Source organism: Stappia sp. ES.058, assembly GCF_900105595.1.
Classification (GTDB): Bacteria; Pseudomonadota; Alphaproteobacteria; order Rhizobiales; family Stappiaceae; genus Stappia.
The window spans coordinates 2732352-2747074 of record NZ_LT629784.1 but is presented as its reverse complement, the minus strand read 5'-3'; the positions used below and the strand labels follow the sequence as shown (position 1 = coordinate 2747074).

The window sequence follows — 14723 nt, the reverse complement described above, 5'->3', positions numbered from 1 at the left end:
CCTGCGAACGGGACGGGCAAGGTGCGCCAGTATCACGACCTCATGCAGCGGATCCTCGACGAGGGAACCGAAAAGACCGACCGCACCGGCACGGGCACGCTGTCCGTCTTCGGCCACCAGATGCGCTTCGACCTCGCGCAGGGCTTCCCGATGGTCACGACCAAAAAGCTGCACCTGAAGTCGATCGTTCATGAGTTGCTTTGGTTTCTCGCCGGCGATACCAACATCGCCTACCTGAAGGAAAACGGTGTTCGCATCTGGGACGAGTGGGCCGACGAGAACGGCGATCTCGGACCCGTCTACGGCTACCAGTGGCGTTCATGGCCGGCGCCCGATGGCGGCTCCGTCGACCAGATCGCAAAGCTCATCGAGATGATCCGCACAACGCCCGACAGCCGCCGGTTGATGGTGTCGGCCTGGAACCCGGCGCTGGTGGATGAAATGGCACTGCCGCCGTGCCATGCGCTGTTCCAGTTCTATGTCGCCGACGGCAAGCTTTCCTGCCAGCTCTATCAGCGTTCGGCCGACGTGTTCCTCGGCGTGCCCTTCAACATCGCCTCCTATGCTCTTCTGACGATGATGGTGGCGCAGGTGACCGGCTACGAGCCGGGTGATTTCGTGCATTCTTTCGGTGATGCGCATCTCTACCTGAACCATCTCGACCAGGCGCGTGAGCAGCTCTCGCGCGCGCCGCGCGCCTTGCCGACGATGACGCTGAACCCGGATGTGAAAGACCTCTTCGGCTTCCGCTTCGAGGATTTCGCGCTCGCCGGCTATGATCCGCACCCGCACATCAAGGCAGCGGTCGCGGTGTGACGTCGCGATGCCAAGGCTGGCGAGAGGCGCGTCAAAGCCCTGACGGTGCGTAGAGCGCAACCGGATCGCTTACGCCGCGCAGGCGATGCGCCCCCAGGTCGTCGACCGGGGTGTCGATCAACCGCGCCATCTCCCTGGACAGAAGAACCGGGCGGCCCAGCGGCTTTGTCATCCCCTCTATGCGGCTGGCGGTGTTGACCGCGCGTCCGATCACGGTGAAATCGAGGCGGTCGGCGCCGCCGATGTTGCCGAAGAACACCCGGCCCTCGTGCAGGGCGATCCCGCTTCGAAGTGGTGTGGCTTCCGCGCCGATCTCGTCGCGGGCGAGGGCCTCGACCCCGCGCAGCGCCGCGCCGGCAGCCTCAAGCGCGGTGCGCGCCGCGTCTTGCGGGCTTGCGAAGTGATCGAAGGAGAACACCGCAAGCAGACCGTCGCCCATGAATTTCAGGACCTCCCCGCCGGCCTCTGCGATCGCGGCCACGACGACGCCGAAATAGGCGTTGAGCACCCGCAGAACGTCTTCCGGCGGCAGCCGGTCTGTCAGGTCGGTGAAGTCGCGCAGATCGGATACCCAGATCACGGCATCAAGGGGGAGGCCGTCACCGCGCCGGATCGAGCCTTCGAGCACACGTTCGCCCGCCTCCCGCCCGAGATAGGTCGTTACCACGTTGGCCGCGAGCTTTTCCGCGATGTGGCGTTCGACATGCAGGGCAAAGATCCGTGCCGTGCGGATGAAGGCATCTGCGGCTTGCGGTGGAAATCCGCCCGGGCGTTTGGTCGCGATGGTGATTGCGTTGTGATAGCGGCTGCCGGTTCTGAGCGGCATCGCGAAATAGTCGCTGAACCCGGCCTTGGCGAGATCGCCGAGCAAGGGATGACGAGCGACGGCCGCGGCATCGGACATGCGCGCATGGACCGTTTCGCCGACTTCGATCACACGGCAGAGCGGGTTTTTGCGGTAGGCGTCGGAGGCGAGTGTCTCCTGCGGCACCTTGATCTCGTCACAAAAGCGGTCGTCGAGTTCCCAGTTGCATCCGAATCCGTAAAGCTGCGGGTGCAGGGTTCCGAAATGCAGGCTGGCGCGGTCGAGCGGAAGGCCGGTATCGACCAGCCGCCAGACGAAGTCCTCGAACAGATACAGCAGATCGCTCTGGTCGAGCGCTGCGGTCAGCAGCCAGTCCTCGATGTCGTCCGTAAAACACGATGGCGGAGATGCCTCGGCGTAGCGTCGTGACCGGCGTACAAGCGTCACCGACGCCGCATAGCTGCGGCTGGCTGACGCTCCATGCCCGTTGCCTGTCACGAGGCGCTCCTGTTCTCGCGGCATTTACGCCCTGAGGCGCCAGCCGGTCTTGAAGATCCAGCTGATCAGGGCAAGACAGATCACCAGGAAGAGGAATGTCATGAACACGCTCAGCCCGATGCTCACGTCGGCCTGACCGTAGAAGCTCCAGCGAAACCCGCTGATCAGATAGACCACCGGATTGAACAGCGTGACCGTCTGCCAGAGAGGTGGCAGCATGTTGATCGAGTAGAAGCTTCCGCCAAGGAAGGCGAGCGGCGTCACCACCAGGAGCGGCACGAACTGAAGCTTCTCGAAATTGTCGGCCCAGATCCCGAGAATGAAACCCAGCAGCGCGAAGGTGATCGCGGTCAGCATCAGGAACAGCAGCATCCAGACCGGGTGCTGGATGTCGAGCGGCACGAACAGATGGGCCGTTGCCAGGATTATCAGGCCGACCAGCATGGATTTCGTCGCCGCCGCGCCGACATAGGCGATGACGATTTCCAGATAGGAGACGGGGGCGGAGAGCACCTCGTAGATGGTTCCGGTAAAGCGCGGGAAATAGATCCCGAAGGAGGCGTTGCTCACGCTTTGGGTCAAGAGCGACAGCATGATCAGCCCGGGCACGATGAAGGCGCCGTAGCTGACGCCGTCGACCTCTTCGATGCGCGAGCCGATGGCCGCGCCGAAGACCACGAAGTAAAGCGATGTGGACAGGACCGGCGAAACGATGCTCTGGAACAGCGTGCGGCCGGTGCGTGCCATCTCGAAGCGGTAGATGGCCTTGATGGCGTGGAAATTCATGACGGGGCCTTCACGAGATTGACGAAGATGTCCTCTAGCGAGCTTTGCCGCGTTTGCAGGTCGCGGAATCGGATGCCGGCGGCATGCAGATCCTTGAGGAGCGTGGTGATGCCGGTGCGTTCGGCCTGGGTGTCGTAGGTGTAGACCAGCGTCTCGCCGTTCTGACCGAGTTCCAGGCCGCGTTCCGCAAGCGTCTCGGGCACGGCCTCCAGCGGTTCGGAAAGATGCAGGATGAGCTGCTTGCGCCCAAGCTTGCGCATCAACTCGATCTTGTCCTCCACCAGGATGATTTCGCCGCCGTTGATGACGCCGACGCGGTCGGCCAGATCCTCCGCCTCCTCGATGTAGTGGGTCGTCAGGATGATGGTGACGCCGGTCTCCTGCAGGCGGCGCACGACGCGCCACATGTCGCGGCGCAGTTCCACGTCGACGCCGGCGGTCGGTTCGTCGAGAAAGAGCAGGCGAGGCTCATGCGCCAGCGCCTTGGCGATCAGAACCCGGCGTTTCATGCCGCCGGAAAGCGTGATCAGCTTGCTGTCGCGCTTGTCCCACAGCGACAGATCCTTCAGCACCTTTTCCACGATCGCGTGGTTCTTGGGCTTTCCGAACAGGCCTCGACTGAAATTCACCGTTGCCCAGACGGTCTCGAAGGCGTCGGTGGTCAGTTCCTGCGGCACCAGGCCGATCTCGGCGCGGGCAGCACGGAAATCGCGGACGATGTCGTGGCCGTCGACGGTGACAGTGCCGCCGGTGCCGTTGACGATGCCGCAGACGATGCTGATCAAGGTGGTCTTGCCCGCGCCGTTGGGGCCGAGCAGCGCAAAAAGCTCGCCGCGATTGATCTCGAGATCGATGCCCTTGAGCGCCTGAAACCCTGTGTCATAGGTCTTGGAGAGGTTCGATATTTTCAGAATCGGAGACATCAATGGGACTTTGCTGACTGGAGTCCTGGAAGGAGAGGTCGCCCCCCGACAGGGAGCGCTCCCGGACCATCGGAAAACGTGTGCGGAGCATATAGGGATGCGCCGGCGCTTCAACCGTCCTGTGGCATGGCGTGGACCGCAAGCTTTTCAGCGAATGCCATTGAACCAGCGGTTCGCGCGCGCACGTTCAGTCAATTGCTCCCAGCGCTCATCCTTGATCCGCCGGATCGGCTTCCGTTTTGCGGGCACGCATCCGATCAGCAAGGAGCCGCTTGCGGTTCTCAACGGCACGATGAAGGAGGGAGGACAGCAACGAGGGTTTGGCCCAACCGGGGCCGATCGAGGCGGCCCCGGTTGAGTGTGTGGCGGCTCAGAAGCCGACGTTGATCAATTGAACGCGCCGGTTGATCGCGCCGTCCGGGTTGGACGGGTCGCGCAATTGTTCCTCGCCAAGGCCGATGGCTTCCAGCTGTTCGGACGGGACGAAGAAGGTTGTCACGAGCGCCTCACGGATCGCGTTGGCCCGGCGCTGCGAGAGCTGCAGATTATACTCCCGCTTGCCCTTGGCATCGGTGTGTCCGACAACGAAGAAGACCTGCCCCCACAGATAGGGCGTATGCAGGGCATCGGCGATCAACCCGATGGTTTCATAGGATTCCGGACGGATCCGGTCGGAATCGAAATCGAAGGTGATCTCCACGTTGAATTGGCGAAGCTTCGCGAGTTGCGCAGAGATCGGCAGCGACGTGGTGGCATTGTCGCCGGGATGCTGCTGGATGTTCTGCAGCGCCTGGGCACGCACATCGGCGGCATTGATTTCCGCCTTGGTCTGGGCGCCCTGCAGGCTGTTGACGATCTCGTTTCGCGACAGCTGGGTCTGCGCTTGCGCGCCAGACAGGGTGAGTGGCAGCGCGACAAGCGACACCGCAAAGAGGTGAGAGAAATTCAAGACACGTCCTCCGAAGGATTGCGGTCGGGGCTGGGTGGGCTCAGCGATATCCGGCATCGTCGATGGCCTGATTGCAGTCGGCATTGACCGAAGGCTGGGCCTTCAACAGGCACCGCAACACATGTCCCTTGCCCGGCTGGGTTCCACTGCAAAGCTGGCGGATGTCCCGGTCGCAGATCTTCATCACGACGGATTGCGCCGCAAACCGGGTCTGCAGCGAGATATAGACGCCCGCATAGTCCGCTTTGCACTGCGGAGATATCCTGGCTTCGTTCTCGGCGAGGCATTCCTGGATGCGGTTGTTGCCGATATTGGCCGATTTGCAATACTTTTGAATATCAGCGCCGCAGCTTGAGCTCAGGATCCTGATGGCATCGGCAAAGCCGATGGTCTGGGCTTTGGCTCCCTGCGCGAGGAACAAAGCGCCCGCCAGCAAGAAAATGGCCGCCCAAAGTGATTTTGGCATTCGCAGTCTCCCGATGATGTTTTTGCCGCCTATCAGCATGCACAATGAGATTTATCATTTTAAACCAGTCTGGTAAAAGCGCCAGCCTGATACTTTTCGCGGTTGTCGGTCGCCCGTTGCGGGCACTCGCCGATCCTGACAGGATGCCGCGTCGCAATCGGGGAGACGCGGACAGATGAGCGGGCATTCTTACCAGACGGGCCGTTTGAATCTGCCATTCGTGGGGATCGCGACCTTCGGCAAGCGTCCCTATTGCGAGGACTGGTCGCATATCGACGCCGACGTTGCCGTGCTCGGCGCACCCTTTGACTTCGGCACGCAGTTTCGCGCCGGCGCGCGCTTCGGCCCGCGCGCGATCCGGGAGGCGTCGACGCTGTTTTCTTTCGGTCACGCAGGAGCCTACGACCACGAGGACGACGTCACCTATCTGCCGGAAAGCGTCAGGATCGTCGACCTCGGCGACGCCGACATTGTGCATACCGACACGGTGGCGAGCCATGCCAACATCAAGGCCGGGGTACGGGCGGTCCTGCAGGCCGGCGCCTTTCCCGTGGTTCTCGGCGGCGACCATTCCGTCAACATTCCCTGTATCGATGCCTTTGAGGGCCATGGGCCGATCCACATCCTGCAGATCGACGCGCATCTCGATTTCGTCGACGAGCGCCACGGGGTGCGCTACGGGCATGGCAATCCGATGCGGCGTGCGGCGGAAAAGGACTATGTCACCGGGCTGACGCAGGTCGGCATCCGCAATGTCTCCTCAACCACCCGCGAGGGCTACGAGGCGGCGCGCGGCTTCGGCTCGGACATTCTCTCGGTGCGCCAGATGCGCAAGCTCGGGCCGGAGGGTGTGATCGCGCGGATCCCCGAAGGCGCCCGGGTCTATGTCACGCTCGATATCGACGGCTTCTGTCCGTCGATCGCGCCGGGCACTGGAACGCCCAGCCACGGCGGATTTCTCTACTACGAGGTGCTGGAAATGCTGCAGGCGCTGACCCGCCGTCACGAGGTGGTCGGCATCGATCTGGTGGAGGTTGCGCCGGACTACGACCAGACTGGCTCAACGGCGATTCTCGCCGCGCAGATTCTGCTGAATTTCCTGGGATTTGTGTTTCATGCGAATGGGGAGAGAACTGTGCATATCTGACGGCATCGGTGCGTCAAGTCAGATTGTCAAATGCGTGGAAGCGCATTTATGCCCCCCTAAGTTCCGCTTCGGGTTTAAATTCTGCTAAGGGTTGCATGCCTTGGGTGTTGTCGCTGTAACCAAATTTTAGTTGCTATTCGCGCTAGTATGATTATGGCATAGGGTGTTTCTGGGAAATGACCAAGCGTGAACGCCTGATTGATCGCTTCAAGTCGTGCACAGGCACCTTCCTGTATCGTGACTTCGTGTCGATGATGGGGGGCTTGGGATACGAGCTGCACATGGAGAATGGAAGTCGCAGGCGTTTCGTCCATCGCGATACCAAGCACATTGTTCGACTGCATGAGCCGCATCCTCAAAAAGAAATGAAGGCCTATATGGTCAAGCTCGTCAGGGAACAATTGATCGACAAGGGTGTGATATGAAAACGCTGCGCTACAAGAGCTATCAGGCAGCGGTCGAATTCGATGATGGGGCGTTGTTCGTCCGTGTCTTGCACATCGATGACGTCTTGATTGCGGAATGCGATAGCGCGTCCGAAACTCAGAGTGTGTTCGAAGATTTAATCGACACCTATCTCAAAGATTGCGAAGAGGTCGGGAAGGAGCCGGATAAGCCTTTCAGCGGCACATTCAATGTGCGCGTGCGTCCGGAACTCCATCGTAAGGCTGCCATGCTGGCCGCGGACAACGGTATCAAGCTCAACGCCTGGGTGACTCAAGCGATCGAGGAGAAAGTCGCGCGAATCTCGACCGCGCGTCGGCCTGATGTTCTGTATAGAGAGGTGACAAAGCTACTCGAAGCAACACACCGGCAAGAGCGTTTTTGGAGAACGACAGCTGTCGCCAAACGGTTGACGTCGGAAGCTCCAGCAGTTGTCGAGCGTCTTTCGGACCTTGTCTCCAGCCCTGCTGGCCGCCCGATTGTTCTAAGTCCGTCTAGCGATGTGTGGAGGCGCAACTGATGGCTGAGGTTAAGGCGTCTGGAAAAAAGCGCTTGAAGCCGACGCGGCAAGCGAAATCAGATCAAAATCCAACTTCTCTGTTTGCTGTTCGACTATCACATTTGGAAGCTCTGGAGCGTCTTGGAGACGTCAATGAAGATGCAGAATTTTCCTATGCATATCACGTCGAGCTAATCGAAGGTCCTGCTTATCAAGACGGGGTCTACATATTCAATGCAGATATTTTGGTCGGGAGACTGCTCGATGGCGAGGCGCAAACAGAGATCTCCGCGTCTTACTACTTTCTTGTGAAGTCCGATGAGTTGCCCGAAGATCAGATAAAGCTCTTGGGGGAAAACTACTTCTCAGGGTATGTCTGGTCTCGTTTCGAAGCTCAATTCAATGTGTTGGTGAGCCAGCTCAACGGCCAATTCCCGCGTCTCCCACAGTCGCTTGATACAATTGCCTGGGTTGATCCTGAAGAATCTGCATGAATTAGCTCGGCCAAAGGGATGGTCTACGAGTCTACCATCGCGCGGATCGCATCCGGCTCACGATGAATGCCATGATTTTTCTATTAAAGAGAAGAGAGTGGTGGGTGCACGGGGATTCGAACCCAGGACCGGCTGATTAAGAGTCAGCTGCTCTACCAACTGAGCTATACACCCACGGCCAATGCGGCCATACGGCGGGAGCGACAATGGCCCGCGCCGTGGAGTGGGTATATACAAAGCCCGGCGGGGTGTTGCAAGGGGGTTTTCGCGTTTAACGTCTGCTTGCGTTCGAAGCTGGGGATATCCGCGCAGCGCACCGGCTGCGGCCCGGTTGCCATCGGCGGGTTTTGAAGGGAATACCGGGTCGCCTGCAACATTCGACAAGTTTTGCCGTTGCAATGCGAAATTTCCTGACATAGCGCTTGACCACCCGGGAGGGCGCGTCTAGTTTGCCCGGCGTCGGATGATGGTGGTTCGCGCGGGGAGACGCCCCGTCGGACCAACCATACGAGACGCCGGCAAAACGGGAGTGGCACGTATGATGAGCATCACGCTCATTCTTGTAGGCGGGGCGCGCGCGAGCGGGACGAGGTAACTCTCGTTTCCCGACGTTCAAGCGCGCACAAGGCCTCCTCGGGGGCCTTTTTTATTGCCTGCAAGTCGTGCCCGGAGCTTCCGCCTCAATGCCGGCGGGCCCGTTGCGCCAAACCAGAACGATGACATGTGTCGAGACAGCAAGCTGCGATAATCGAGGAAAGCGAAAATGAAGCGCGAGATGACCGGCGCCGAGATGGTGCTCCAGGCACTCAAGGATCAAGGGGTCCAGCATGTGTTCGGCTACCCCGGTGGTGCCGTGCTTCCGATTTACGACGAAATTATCCAGCAGGATGACGTAGCGCATATTCTCGTGCGCCATGAGCAGGGCGCCGGCCATGCGGCCGAAGGCTATGCCCGTTCGACCGGCAAGCCCGGCGTGGTGCTCGTCACCTCCGGTCCGGGCGCGACCAACATGGTCACGGCGCTGACCGACGCGATGCTCGATTCGATCCCGATGGTCTGTATCACCGGCCAGGTGCCGACGCATCTGATCGGCAACGATGCCTTCCAGGAATGCGATACCGTCGGCATCACCCGACCCTGCACCAAGCACAACTGGCTGGTGCGCGACATCAAGGACCTTTCGCGGATCCTGCACGAGGCGTTCTATGTCGCGACCGCGGGGCGTCCCGGCCCGGTGGTCGTCGACATCCCCAAGGACGTGCAGTTTGCAACCGGTACCTATGAAGCGCCCGGCAATGTCGCGCACAAGAGCTATCGTCCGCGCGTGAAAGGCGACATGGATGCGATCCGCGGTGCCATAGAGCTTTTGTCGCGGGCGCGTCGGCCGATCCTCTACACCGGCGGCGGCGTGATCAATTCCGGCGCGGCGGCCTGCCATTTGCTGCGCGAGTTCGCCCAGATGACCGGCATTCCGGTCACCTCGACGCTGATGGGGCTTGGCGCCTATCCGGCCTCGGGCAAGGAGTGGCTCGGCATGCTCGGCATGCACGGCACCTATGAAGCCAACATGGCGATGCACGACTGCGACGTCATGGTGAACATCGGCGCGCGCTTCGACGACCGCATCACCGGTCGCCTTGACGCCTTTTCGCCGAACTCGCTGAAGGTGCACATCGACATCGATCCGTCGTCGATCAACAAGACGGTGAAGGTCGATATCCCGATTGTCGGCGATGTCGGCCACGTCCTGGAAGACATGGTGCGGCTCTGGCGCAGCGGCGGGCATTCGCTCAATGCCGACGCGCAGAAGGACTGGTGGGCGCAGATCGACACCTGGCGGGCGCGCAATTCGCTCGCCTATCGCCCGACCGACGACATTATCATGCCGCAATACGCGATCCAGCGGCTCTACGAGCTGACCAAGGACCGGGAGACCTATGTGTCGACCGAGGTCGGCCAGCACCAGATGTGGGCGGCGCAGTTCTACGGCTTCGAATCGCCGAACCGCTGGCTGACGTCGGGCGGTCTCGGCACCATGGGCTACGGCCTTCCGGCGGCCATAGGGGCGCAGGTGGCCCATCCCGATGCGCTGTGCGTGGATATCGCCGGCGACGCGTCGATCCTGATGAACATTCAGGAGATGTCGACGGCGGTCCAGTTCGGCTTGCCGGTGAAGGTGTTCATTCTCAACAACCAGTACATGGGGATGGTTCGGCAGTGGCAGCAGCTTCTGCATGGAAACCGGTTGTCCAACTCCTACATGGAAAGCCTTCCCGACTTCGTGAAGCTGGCGGAAGCCTATGGCGGCCATGGCATTCGCGTCGAGAAGCCGAAAGACCTCGACGGGGCGATCGAGGAGATGATCGCATCGCCAAAGCCGGTGATCTTCGACTGCCGGGTCGCGAGCCTCGCCAATTGCTTTCCGATGATCCCGTCCGGCAAGGCGCACAACGAGATGTTGCTTCCCGACGAGGCGAACGACGAAGCGGTGGCCGCGGCCATCTCCACCGAAGGCAAGGCGCTGGTCTGACGGCATCGAGAAGCGGGAACAAAGACAATGAACGCACAGAACCTGAATGCGCCGTCCGCCTATTTCATGGCCGAGGTGAGCGAAGTCTCCGAAAGCCACACGCTGTCGGTGCTGGTCGACAATGAGCCCGGCGTTCTTGCCCGGGTGATCGGGCTGTTCTCCGGTCGCGGCTACAACATCGACAGCCTCACCGTGTCGGAGACGGAGCACGAGAAGCACCTGTCGCGCATCACCATCGTCACCACCGGCACGCCGATGGTGATCGAGCAGATCCACCATCAGCTGGAACGGCTGGTGCCGGTGCACAGGGTCACCAACCTGACCGTCGATGCGCGGCTGCGGAACTTCGAAAAGCCGCTTGAGCGCGAGCTTGTGCTCATCAAGGTGGCCGGCGTAGGCGAGAAACGGCTCGAGGCGCTGCGTCTGGCAGACGCCTTTCGCGCAACGGTGATCGATGCGACGGCGGAGCATTTCGTGTTCGAGATCACCGGGCGCACCAACAAGGTCGAGCAGTTTATCGGCATCCTGAAGCCGCTCGGTCTGGTGGAGGTGTCGCGCTCGGGCGTCGCCGCCTTGCAGCGCGGTCCCAACGGACTATGAGTTCGGCCGCGCCGGTGCTTGCATCGGCGCGGTCTTTCCGCTACCAAATTGTTAACGAATTGGTCAGACTTTCGGGCGACCTTTGAAAGTGTTCCGGCATCGCCCGTAGAGACCGGATCTTCCGGCCCTGTCCCCAGGGCGCGAGACACAGGAAACGAGCACCGCATGATCGCCGCTGGCACCATTGCCGCTTCTGCGATCGACGCGCACACCCTGCGCGGCGGACTGCTACCGCTTTCCGGCCTCCTTCTTCTTATCAGCCCCTGAGCGCTGACTGCTTCCGCAATGACCGGGAGCGGGCACTCAGGGGAGCCAGCACCATTCCCAAATTCTGATTTTCATAAGGTCCGCGCGCACGGGATGTGCGGCGACGGGCCAGGCTAGAGAGGAAACCCGACCCATGTCCGGCCAGGATCACGTTTTCATTTTCGACACCACCTTGCGCGACGGCGAGCAGTCGCCCGGCGCTTCCATGACGCTGGAGGAAAAGCTCCAGGTCGCCGAAATTCTCGATGAAATGGGCGTCGACATCATCGAGGCCGGGTTCCCGATCGCCTCCAACGGCGATTTCGAGGCGGTCAGCGAGATCGCCAAACGCTCCAAGCGCTCCGTGATCACCGGCCTGGCGCGGGCGATCCATGCCGATATCGACCGGGCGGGCGATGCGGTGCGTCATGCCGAGCGCGGCCGCATTCATACCTTCGTTTCAACTTCGCCCATTCATCTGGAGCACCAGATGAAGAAGACCGAGGCGCAGGTGCTCGACATCATCACCGATACGGTGACGCGGGCGCGCAACCTGATCGACGACGTGGAATGGTCGGCGATGGACGCAACGCGCACGCCGATCGAGTATCTGTGCCGCTGCGTGGAAGCCGCCATTCGCGCCGGCGCCACCACGATCAACCTGCCGGACACGGTCGGCTATGCGACGCCGGATGAATACAAGGCGATGTTCGAGACGATCCGCGAGAGCGTGCCGGACGCCGACAAGGCCGTGTTCTCCGTGCATTGCCACAACGATCTGGGGCTCGCCGTCGCCAATTCTCTGGCCGGTGTCGCCGGCGGCGCGCGGCAGATCGAATGCACGATCAACGGCCTGGGCGAGCGGGCAGGCAACGCGGCGCTGGAAGAGGTCGTGATGGCGCTCAGGACCCGATCCGACGTTTTGCCCTACGACTGCCGCGTTGAGCCGCAATTTCTGACGCGGGCGTCAAAACTCGTATCCGCGGTCTCAGGGTTCCCGGTGCAGTACAACAAGGCCATCGTCGGCAAGAACGCCTTCGCGCATGAAAGCGGCATTCATCAGGACGGCATGCTTAAGAACGCGGAGACCTACGAGATCATGCGTCCCGAGGACGTCGGCGTGCGCGCCACCTCGCTGGTCATGGGCAAGCATTCGGGCCGTCATGCCTTCCGCCAGAAGCTGGAGGAACTGGGCTACGAGATCGGCGACAATGCGTTTGAGGAGGCGTTCCGGCGCTTCAAGGAACTGGCCGACCGCAAGAAACATGTCTACGACGAGGACATCGAGGCGCTGGTCGAAAACGAGATTGCGACCCAGGGCGAGCAGATCAAGGTGATCGCCCTCACCGTGATCGCGGGTACCGGCGGCCCGCAGAAGGCGATCCTGACGATGGATGTCGACGGCAAGCACGAAACGCGCGAATGCTCCGGCGACGGGCCGGTCGATGCGACCTTCAATGCCATCAAGGCCATCGTGCCGCATGAGGCGAAGCTCTCGCTCTACCAGGTGCATGCGGTCACCGAAGGGACGGATGCACAGGGCGAGGTTTCCGTGCGGCTTGAGGCCAACGGGCGTATCTCGACCGGAAAGGGCGCCGATACGGACACGCTGGTCGCCTCCGCGCGCGCCTATGTCTCGGCGCTCAACAAGCTGATCGCCCGGCAGAACCGTCCGGACCACCAGGAGCTGAAGGCCGTGTGATGCATTGAAATCGGTACCGGCCGGAATTTCCGGCCGGCTGAAACGACAACGCCCTTTGCTCGCTCGAGCGAAGGGCGTTTTTCGTGTGGGAGTGGGGATTGACGGCGACGTTACCCGACGCTCGACGCGAAGCGCTTGGCGAGCGCCGGCGACAGGATCTGCAGACAGTCGAAGGCCGCGTCGTCGATCACCATGCGCTGGCGCTGTTTGAAGCCGTTGCCTTCCATCATCCTTCGGGCCGGCTCGTTTCCGGCGGCGACGAAGGCGATGAGATGGGTGAAATAGGTCTTGTCGAAGAACCACTCCACGAGGGCGTCTGCCAGTTCCGATGCGTAGCCCTTGCCCCAGAAATCCGACTTCAGACAGATGCTGAGGGCGACTTCGGAGGTTTCGGGATAGACTGAAAACCCGGCGCGGCCCGCAAAACTGCCGTCATCCAGGCTGACCTTCCACTGGCTGAAACCACGACGCTCCTGCCCGGTGACATAGTCGCTCAGATGACGTTCGGCGTCCTCACGGGTGTGAATGATCTCGTGCGATCCAAGAAAGCGGTTCACCTGTGGATCGCAATGCAGGGCATAGAGGTCGGCGAGGTCGTGCTTGGCGAAGGTCGTCAAAACCAGCCGTGGCGTGGTCAGGATCGCTTCCGACGGCATTCCGTCCTCCTCCGGTGTTGTCTCGGCGCAGTGGCCGGAAAGCCTGGCTTGCGCATCAGGCGCATGCCCGCGTTTACCGTGCGATTCCCGCGTCATATTGAACGCTGATTCGGTGTCTTGCGGGAACACGACCGATTTCTCTCACACCTTGCCTTGCGAATGGGCGGCTTGGCTACCCGCCAAATGCGCGCAAACCATGGCGATGCAATCTTTGAGTGTATTATATCACAGATGGTGCGCCAATTGTGTGACGAGTTCGCGGACGGTTGATGCATTCGGGTCGAGACGAGGCCAGTCCCCGAGCTGTCCCCGAAAGAAGGTTTCCTGGCGTTTGGCGTACTGCCGTGTTTGTGCGATGCAGCGTTCGACGGCGTTTGCCAGGCTGGCGTCCATGTCAGGCAGGGCGCCGAGTTCGCGCACGCCGATGGCTTTCATCGCGGGCAGGCTGGGAGACAGGCCAAGGGCCATGAGTTGGCGCGCTTCCGTGATTGCCCCTGTCGCGACCATCGTTTCAAATCGCGCGGCGATACGAGCATGCAGCCAGCGGCGCGGTGGCGCGAGAACCACCCGTGTCGCATCTGCGCCGACAAGAGGTGTTCCCGTCTGGCGTTGCCAGTGCAGCAGGGACTTGCCGGTGCTCTCGATCACTTCCAAAGCGCGGGTGATGCGCTGGGTGTCGCTGGGCTCCAGTCGCCCGGCCATCTCCGGGTCGCGGTCCTTGAGGAGCGCATGCATCCGGTCGCCCGCAGGTTCCGCCGCCATCGCACGCAGCCGCGTGCGAACCGCGTCGTTGATTGGCGGCACGCTCGAGAGTCCGGCGGTGAGCGCTCGGAAGTAGAGCCCCGTGCCGCCAACGAGGATCACGGGACGTGTCTGCGTTCGAGCGTCATCCAGAACAGCCTCGACGTCGCCCAGCCAGCGTGCGACCGAATAGGCGTCGCGGGCGTCGATGTGACCGTAGAGCCGGTGTTCGGCGCGTGCCAGATCTGTCGCGCCCGGACGTGCGGTCAGGATGGAGAGATCATGATAGACCTGCATGCTGTCGGCATTGACCACCATCGCGCCGGTTCGTTCCGCGAGGGCTATGGCGAGCGCCGACTTGCCGCTGGCGGTCGGCCCGGCTATCAACGTTACCGCTTGTGTCCCCATCCGATTTCTCCGT

15 protein-coding genes and 1 tRNA gene are annotated in these 14723 nt (G+C 61.5%); 8 read left to right on the top strand and 8 right to left on the bottom strand.

The genetic code is table 11. The features are described from left to right. Positions 1-21: 21 nt before the first annotated feature. On the top strand, positions 22-816 hold the full coding sequence (locus tag BLU32_RS12830) for a thymidylate synthase (RefSeq protein WP_093807520.1): 795 nt from the start codon (positions 22-24) through the stop codon (positions 814-816). Between the two features lie 31 nt (positions 817-847). Here BLU32_RS12830 and BLU32_RS12825 read toward each other — a convergent pair whose 3' ends face one another. The 5 genes from BLU32_RS12825 to BLU32_RS12805 all read right to left on the bottom strand — a co-directional run bounded on the left by BLU32_RS12825 (position 848) and on the right by BLU32_RS12805 (position 5282). Continuing rightward, positions 848-2119 carry an adenylate/guanylate cyclase domain-containing protein gene (locus BLU32_RS12825; protein ID WP_157727664.1) on the bottom strand — a complete coding sequence of 424 codons (1272 nt, stop codon included), beginning with the start codon at positions 2117-2119 and terminating at the stop codon, positions 848-850. A gap of 24 nt (positions 2120-2143) precedes the next feature. After that, on the bottom strand, positions 2144-2905 hold the full coding sequence (locus tag BLU32_RS12820) for an ABC transporter permease (RefSeq protein ID WP_093807516.1): 762 nt from the start codon (positions 2903-2905) through the stop codon (positions 2144-2146). Next, entirely contained in the window at positions 2902-3828 is a 927-nt protein-coding gene (locus tag BLU32_RS12815) for an ABC transporter ATP-binding protein (RefSeq protein WP_093807514.1), read from the bottom strand. Before BLU32_RS12815 ends, BLU32_RS12820 begins: the two co-directional genes overlap by 4 nt. Positions 3829-4198: 370 nt before the next feature. Further along, positions 4199-4777 carry an OmpA family protein gene (locus BLU32_RS12810; protein ID WP_244501696.1) on the bottom strand — a complete coding sequence of 193 codons (579 nt, stop codon included), beginning with the start codon at positions 4775-4777 and terminating at the stop codon, positions 4199-4201. 40 nt (positions 4778-4817) lie between these two features. Then, entirely contained in the window at positions 4818-5282 is a 465-nt protein-coding gene (locus tag BLU32_RS12805) for a cysteine rich repeat-containing protein (protein ID WP_244501695.1), read from the bottom strand. A 136-nt stretch (positions 5283-5418) separates the two neighbouring features. On the opposite strand from BLU32_RS12805, the gene speB reads away from it, so the two are divergent. The 4 genes from speB (at position 5419) to BLU32_RS12785 (ending at position 7827) form a co-directional block, all read left to right on the top strand. Next, complete coding sequence (speB, locus tag BLU32_RS12800) at positions 5419-6390, top strand: agmatinase (protein ID WP_093807510.1); 972 nt, start codon at positions 5419-5421, stop codon at positions 6388-6390. A 176-nt stretch (positions 6391-6566) separates the two neighbouring features. Then, positions 6567-6815: a type II toxin-antitoxin system HicA family toxin gene (locus tag BLU32_RS12795; RefSeq protein ID WP_093807508.1), complete on the top strand. Its 249-nt coding sequence runs from the start codon at positions 6567-6569 to the stop codon at positions 6813-6815. Next, positions 6812-7354, top strand: coding sequence for a type II toxin-antitoxin system HicB family antitoxin (locus tag BLU32_RS12790; protein ID WP_093807506.1), 543 nt, complete (start codon positions 6812-6814; stop codon positions 7352-7354). The genes BLU32_RS12795 and BLU32_RS12790 overlap by 4 nt, the downstream gene beginning before the upstream one ends. Next, the gene (locus tag BLU32_RS12785; RefSeq protein ID WP_157727663.1) at positions 7354-7827 is read left to right on the top strand and encodes a hypothetical protein; all 474 of its coding nucleotides are present in this window, start codon (positions 7354-7356) and stop codon (positions 7825-7827) included. The genes BLU32_RS12790 and BLU32_RS12785 overlap by 1 nt, the downstream gene beginning before the upstream one ends. A gap of 98 nt (positions 7828-7925) precedes the next feature. Here the strand turns inward: BLU32_RS12785 and BLU32_RS12780 are convergent. Continuing rightward, positions 7926-8001 (bottom strand) — tRNA-Lys (locus tag BLU32_RS12780). A 589-nt stretch (positions 8002-8590) separates the two neighbouring features. Between BLU32_RS12780 and BLU32_RS12775 the strand changes: the two genes are divergently transcribed. The 3 genes from BLU32_RS12775 (at position 8591) to BLU32_RS12765 (ending at position 12905) form a co-directional block, all read left to right on the top strand. After that, positions 8591-10357: an acetolactate synthase 3 large subunit gene (locus BLU32_RS12775; protein WP_093807502.1), complete on the top strand. Its 1767-nt coding sequence runs from the start codon at positions 8591-8593 to the stop codon at positions 10355-10357. 27 nt (positions 10358-10384) lie between these two features. Next, positions 10385-10957, top strand: a complete 573-nt coding sequence (ilvN, locus tag BLU32_RS12770; RefSeq protein ID WP_093807500.1) for an acetolactate synthase small subunit — start codon at positions 10385-10387, stop codon at positions 10955-10957. Positions 10958-11357: 400 nt separating this feature from the next. Further along, positions 11358-12905, top strand: a complete 1548-nt coding sequence (locus BLU32_RS12765) for a 2-isopropylmalate synthase (RefSeq protein WP_093807498.1) — start codon at positions 11358-11360, stop codon at positions 12903-12905. Positions 12906-13015: 110 nt separating this feature from the next. Here BLU32_RS12765 and BLU32_RS12760 read toward each other — a convergent pair whose 3' ends face one another. Next, positions 13016-13561 carry a GNAT family N-acetyltransferase gene (locus tag BLU32_RS12760; RefSeq protein ID WP_157727662.1) on the bottom strand — a complete coding sequence of 182 codons (546 nt, stop codon included), beginning with the start codon at positions 13559-13561 and terminating at the stop codon, positions 13016-13018. Positions 13562-13786: 225 nt separating this feature from the next. Then, positions 13787-14710, bottom strand: coding sequence for a tRNA (adenosine(37)-N6)-dimethylallyltransferase MiaA (miaA, locus tag BLU32_RS12755; protein WP_093807494.1), 924 nt, complete (start codon positions 14708-14710; stop codon positions 13787-13789). Positions 14711-14723 lie beyond the last annotated feature (13 nt).

Bases quoted from the DNA above. Each gene is read 5' to 3' on its own strand.
- BLU32_RS12820 (WP_093807516.1), bottom strand. From the start codon at position 2,905: ATGAATTTCCACGCCATCAAGGCCATCTACCGCTTCGAGATGGCACGC.
- BLU32_RS12815 (WP_093807514.1), bottom strand. From the start codon at position 3,828: ATGTCTCCGATTCTGAAAATATCGAACCTCTCCAAGACCTATGACACA.
- BLU32_RS12805 (WP_244501695.1), bottom strand. From the start codon at position 5,282: ATGCTGATAGGCGGCAAAAACATCATCGGGAGACTGCGAATGCCAAAA.
- speB (WP_093807510.1), top strand. From the start codon at position 5,419: ATGAGCGGGCATTCTTACCAGACGGGCCGTTTGAATCTGCCATTCGTG.
- BLU32_RS12795 (WP_093807508.1), top strand. From the start codon at position 6,567: ATGACCAAGCGTGAACGCCTGATTGATCGCTTCAAGTCGTGCACAGGC.
- BLU32_RS12790 (WP_093807506.1), top strand. From the start codon at position 6,812: ATGAAAACGCTGCGCTACAAGAGCTATCAGGCAGCGGTCGAATTCGAT.
- BLU32_RS12785 (WP_157727663.1), top strand. From the start codon at position 7,354: ATGGCTGAGGTTAAGGCGTCTGGAAAAAAGCGCTTGAAGCCGACGCGG.
- BLU32_RS12775 (WP_093807502.1), top strand. From the start codon at position 8,591: ATGAAGCGCGAGATGACCGGCGCCGAGATGGTGCTCCAGGCACTCAAG.
- ilvN (WP_093807500.1), top strand. From the start codon at position 10,385: ATGAACGCACAGAACCTGAATGCGCCGTCCGCCTATTTCATGGCCGAG.
- BLU32_RS12765 (WP_093807498.1), top strand. From the start codon at position 11,358: ATGTCCGGCCAGGATCACGTTTTCATTTTCGACACCACCTTGCGCGAC.
- BLU32_RS12760 (WP_157727662.1), bottom strand. From the start codon at position 13,561: ATGCCGTCGGAAGCGATCCTGACCACGCCACGGCTGGTTTTGACGACC.
- miaA (WP_093807494.1), bottom strand. From the start codon at position 14,710: ATGGGGACACAAGCGGTAACGTTGATAGCCGGGCCGACCGCCAGCGGC.